The sequence below is a fragment of the Streptomyces chiangmaiensis genome (assembly GCF_036281785.1).
Lineage (GTDB): Bacteria > Actinomycetota > Actinomycetes > Streptomycetales > Streptomycetaceae > Streptomyces > Streptomyces chiangmaiensis.
Map to the genome: position 1 here is coordinate 1 of NZ_JAYWVC010000446.1, position 3023 is coordinate 3023.

A 3023-nucleotide genomic window follows, 5' to 3' on the forward strand; every position below is an offset into this window, starting at 1 on the left:
AATGGTCCAGCATCATCTTGTGGGTCTCGCGGCCGATGCCCGAGCCCTTGTAGCCGCCGAAGGCGGCATGCGCCGGATACTGGTGGTAGCAGTTCGTCCAGACACGGCCCGCCTGGATGGCGCGGCCCGCGCGGTACGCGGTGTTCACGTCGCGCGTCCACACGCCCGCGCCGAGCCCGTACAGCGTGTCGTTGGCGATCTTGATGGCGTCGTCGAAGTCGTGGAACGACGTCACCGACACCACCGGACCGAAGATCTCCTCCTGGAAGATCCGCATCCGGTTGTCGCCCTCGAAGATCGTCGGCTGGACGTAGTAGCCGCCCTTCAACTCGCCGTCGTGCTCCAGGCGTTCACCTCCTGTCAGGACCTTCGCGCCCTCCTGACGGCCGATGTCCAGATAGGAGAGGATCTTCTCCAACTGGTCGTTCGACGCCTGCGCGCCGATCATCGTCTCCGTGTCCAGCGGGTGACCGGCCTTGATCTGCTCGGTGCGGGCGACGGCCGCCTCCATGAACTCGGCGTAGTGCCCCCGTTGCACCAAGGCCCGCGAGGGACACGTGCACACCTCGCCCTGGTTCAGCGCGAACATCGTGAAGCCTTCCAGAGCCTTGTCGCGGAAGTCGTCGTTCGCCGACCAGACGTCCTCGAAGAAGATGTTCGGGGACTTGCCACCGAGTTCGAGGGTCACGGGGGTGATGTTCTCGGAGGCGTACTGCATGATCAGCCGGCCCGTCGTGGTCTCGCCCGTGAACGCGACCTTCGCCACGCGCGGGCTGGAGGCCAAGGGCTTGCCCGCCTCCACGCCGAAGCCGTTGACGATGTTCACCACACCTGGCGGCAGCAGATCGGCCACCAGGCTCAGCCAGACGTGGATGGACGCCGGGGTCTGCTCGGCGGGCTTCAAGACCACCGCGTTGCCCGCCGCGAGGGCCGGTGCGAGCTTCCACGTGGCCATCAGGATCGGGAAGTTCCACGGGATGATCTGGGCGACCACGCCGAGCGGCTCGTGGAAGTGATACGCCACCGTGTCGTCGTCGAGCTCGCCGAGTGAACCCTCCTGCGCCCGGATCGCCCCCGCGAAGTAGCGGAAGTGGTCGATGGCGAGCGGGATGTCCGCGGCCAGGGTCTCCCGGACGGGCTTGCCGTTCTCCCAGCTCTCGGCCACCGCCAGCCGCTCCAGGCCGGCCTCCATCCGGTCGGCGATCTTCCGGAGGATGTCGGAGCGCTCGGTCGTCGACGTCCGGCCCCAGGCGGGCGCGGCGGCGTGCGCCGCGTCCAGCGCCCGCTCTACGTCTTCCGCGGTACCCCGGGCGATCTCCGTGAACGGCTGCCCGTTCACCGGACTCGGATTCTCGAAGTACTGACCGCGGGCCGGCGGCACGTACTCACCGCCGATGAAGTGGTCGTAGCGCGCCTGGTAGGAGACGATCGCGCCCTCGGTGCCGGGCGCTGCGTAACGGGTCATGCGGCTCTGCCTCCCGGGAAAGTGCTGCCCGCCGTTGGGCAGCTCTCGGCGCGAGGCTAGGGAGGGCGACGTTGCGAGTACGTTGCGTGGCGAGCGCAACGCACACGCGGTGACGACGCGTCCAGCAGCCCACGCCGGTGCGCCGCTCGTCAGCGGGGCGTCGAACGCGTCCACCCCGGCGCCGCGAGCTCCGACTCCAGCTCGTCGAGGCGTGTCCGTACGGCTGCCGTCGGCCGCGTGGCCGCGAGCGCCCGCCAGATGTCGAGGTCGTCCTCGCCCCAGGGAGCGTTCGCCCACTCGGCCAGCAGATCGGGGTCCCGGCGGGCGATGAGCGCGGTCCGCAGCCCGTCCTCGAGTCTGCGTCGCAGCCGGGCCACTGCCGGCGCCTGCGAACCCGGCAGCAAGGGGCCTCGGTATGCCGTCGCGGCCTCTGCGACCGCTCCTGATGCCAACCGCCGTTCCACGACCGCGACATCCGACTCGACCGCGGTCGTGAGCCGGTAGGGGCGCGAGGCCAGCAGACCCGGGCCCAGGACCCGCCGAAGGCGTGCCAGTTCGGCACGCAGCGTCACCGGCGTGACCGACTCGTCCTCGTACAGCGCGCACAGCAGTTCGTCCCCGGTGAGTCCTTCCGGATGGCGGGCCAGCAGCACCAGGATCTCGCTGTGACGGCGGCTGAGCCTTCTGGTGCGACCACCGGCGAGGAGGTGGGCCTCGTCGCGGCCCAGCGCGGTCAGCTCCACCGTGTCCGCCGCGGTCTCGGCCGGTGCCAGCAGCGCCAGTTGGGACTCGGCAGCGCGTGCCACAGCCTGGACGAATCCCAGGCTGTGCGGGTGCGCGAGCCCGTCTCCGCCGGTGATGTCCACCGCACCGAGCACTCGGCCGGTGCGTGGATCGTGCACCGGTGCCGCCGCGCACGTCCACGGCTGGACCCGCACGGCGAAGTGCTCGGCCGCGAACACCTGCACCGGCCGGTCCATGGCGACGGCCGTCCCCGGTGCGTTCGTTCCCATCGCCGACTCCGCCCAGCGTGCCCCCGGCACGAAGTTCATCCGGTCCGCCCGCCGCCGTGTCGCGGGATGCCCCTCGACCCACAGCAGCCTGCCCTCCGCGTCACACACCGCGAGCAGATGCTCGCCGTCCGCCGCGAACGGACCCATCAGCTCCCGGACCAGTGGCATCGCTTGGGCAAGCGGGTGCTCCGCCCGGTAGGAGCCCAGGTCGCCGTCGGTCAGTTCCACGCGCGCCGTGCCGTCCGGTCCGACGCCCGCTCGTGCGGAACGCCGCCACGACTCGGCCACCACCGGACGGACCCGCCGCGTCACCGTGCCCACCGCTGTGAACGTCTCGTGGGCCCGGCGCAACTCCCGTGCTCGTTCGACGGGATCGGCCCCTCGCTCGAGGGCCACCCGCGCATCGGTCAACTCGGCCTCCCTTGACGGCGGTGCGCTGGGGGACATCGTCACTCCGAGGGTGCCCGCCGACAACCGTTTCGACCGTCATGGACCCGAACGAGACCGGGGGAAGCGTCGCTGATCAGCTAAGCGATCCCGTGCGG

Annotated in this window: 2 protein-coding genes; both read right to left on the reverse strand. The window is 70.6% G+C overall.

What is annotated here, in order from left to right; genetic code table 11:
- A partial coding sequence (gene exaC, locus VXC91_RS44120; RefSeq protein ID WP_329512971.1) for an acetaldehyde dehydrogenase ExaC occupies positions 1–1465 on the reverse strand: 1465 nt, incomplete at its 3' end.
- Positions 1466–1614: 149 nt separating this feature from the next.
- Complete coding sequence (locus VXC91_RS44125) at positions 1615–2925, reverse strand: GAF domain-containing protein (RefSeq protein WP_329512972.1); 1311 nt, start codon at positions 2923–2925, stop codon at positions 1615–1617.
- Between the last annotated feature and the right edge of the window lie 98 nt (positions 2926–3023).